1 protein-coding gene is annotated in these 2174 nt (G+C 64.2%); it reads right to left on the reverse strand.

Annotated elements, in window-relative coordinates; all coding sequences use genetic code 11:
* Positions 1 to 133 precede the first annotated feature (133 nt).
* Complete coding sequence (locus ACFW1I_RS26975; RefSeq protein ID WP_384674684.1) at positions 134 to 1774, reverse strand: ABC transporter substrate-binding protein; 1641 nt, start codon at positions 1772 to 1774, stop codon at positions 134 to 136.
* Positions 1775 to 2174 lie beyond the last annotated feature (400 nt).

A 2174-nucleotide genomic window follows, 5' to 3' on the forward strand; every position in this document is an offset into this window, starting at 1 on the left:
TTTTTTTTAATACCGCTGTGTGTGCGCCCGGGGTTCCCCCCGCGCCCCCCCCCCCCCCTGCGTTTCACCGCCCGCCCGGTGAATCGCACCCCCCCCCCCCCCCCCCCACGGCATGCGGACTACGCTCGGGTGATTACTTCTGCTTGACCTCGACGCCGGTCAGGATCGGGTCGCCGTCCTGGCCGTACGCCACACCGGAGACGTTCTCCGAGTAGCCCGCGTTGACCTTGTAGTACCAGAGCGGGATGGACGGCATGTAGTTCACCAGGTCCTTCTCGATCGCCTGGTACTCCTTCACCGAGTCCTCGAGGGTCTTGGCGGAGTCGGCCTTGGCGATCTTGGCGTCCAGCTCCTTGTTGGAGAAGCCGCCCTGGTTGCCGCCCGCACCCGTGCGGAACAGGTCCGAGATGAAGTTGGCGTTCACCGGGTAGTCGAGCACCCAGCCGGAACGGTACAGGGACTTGACCTGCTGGTTCTTACGAGCCTGGAGGTCGGCCTGGAAGTCCGGCTTGCCGTCGCCGACGCACTCGACGTTGGTGGCCTGGGTGATGGAGTTGCAGACAGCCTCCACCCACTCCTTGTGACCGCCGTCGGCGTTGTACTGGATGGAGATCTTGTTGTTCGGGACGCCGCCGCCGGCCTTGATGAGCTCCTTGGCCTTGGCGGGGTCGAACTTGGTGACCTCGACCGCGTTCGGCTGGTAGCCGAGCACGCCCTGGGCGACCCAGCCGGTGGCGGGCTCGCGGGTGCCGTTGAGCACCGTCTTGGTGATCGTGGCGCGGTCGATGGCCATCGACAGGCCCTGGATGACCTTCGGGTCGACCTGCTTCGGCTTCTTCCACTGGTCGGCGTAGAAGGCGACGGCGATCGTCTGGATCGAGGAGTACGGCTGGTCCACGGCGCGGTCGCCGAGGTCCGTGCGGTAGACCGGGAGGTCCTTCGGGGCGATCTGACGCAGGACGTCGACGTTGCCCGACTTCAGGTCCTCGTACGCGGCCTCGAGGGTGGTGTAGTTCTTGAAGACCACACCGCCGTTCTTCGCCTTGTTCGGGCCGGTGTAGCCGTCGTAACGGACGATCTCGATCTGCTTCTTGTGGTCCCAGCTCTTGAACTTGTAGGGACCGTTGCCGACCGGCTTCTGGCCCGCGGCCTCGGGGTCCTTGAAGAAGGACTCCGGGAGCGGGGCGAAGGAGATGTAGGCGAGCTTGTGGGCGAAGTACGGAACCGGCTTCGCGAGCTCGATGGTGAAGGTGTTCTCGTCGAGGACCTTCAGGCCGTCGAGGGTCTTGGAGGTGGGCTTGGCGCCCTCCGCCTCCGGGTGGACCTTCTCGAAGCCCTTGATGTCGGCGTACCAGGAGGCGAGGCCCTGGGCGTTCTCGACGTTGGCGTTCCAGTTCCACGCGTCCACGAAGGACTTGGCGGTGACCGGGGTGCCGTCGTGGAACTTCCAGCCCTTCTTGAGCTTGACGGTCCACAGCTTCGAGTCGGTGGTGGTGACCGACTCGGCGTTGATCATCTCGAGCGAGCCGTCGGCCTTGTAGTCGACGAGCGTCGAGAACAGACCGGCCATGACGATCGAGCCGTTGGACTCCATCGTGTCACCGGTGAGCAGCGGCTTCTCCGGCTCGCCGACCTCGATGGAGAAGATGCCGTTCGGGTCGGTCTTGCCCCCGGCGTCCGTGCCCTTGTCGTCCTTGCCCCCGCCACAGGCGGTCGCAGCCAGGGCGACGATGATCGCGCCCGCTACCCACTTGGCGCTCTTGGCACCGCGCATGGGTTTCCTCCTCATGAGTCCACTTGTCACTACAAGAAGGGCACTTCGAGACCTGCCGACACCCCTGACGGCGTTGATCCCCCGGTACCCCGAGTGTGCTCGTGAGTCGGCACTCCCCACAGTGCGTGACCCATTGACCCGAGCTCAATGGAGCCAACTATTAAGTACGTCCGGGCTGTAAACCACACTTAAGTGGTCTCGTTTTGACAACATCACCTTGGCCGCTAAGACCGAAATCCGGACAAAGTGAGCACAGACAGACACCCCCGAAACGGACCGTTAACACACGTACCGGAGAGCGATGACCGGATTCCGGACACCTGGCCGGGGCAATGCGTTTGACGAAAAGGGCCTGGCCACTCGCACATGGTGCGAGTGGGCAGGGCCGGGGGGTGTTTTT

The sequence above is a fragment of the Streptomyces sp. NPDC058955 genome (genome assembly GCF_042741435.1).
GTDB lineage: Bacteria > Actinomycetota > Actinomycetes > Streptomycetales > Streptomycetaceae > Streptomyces.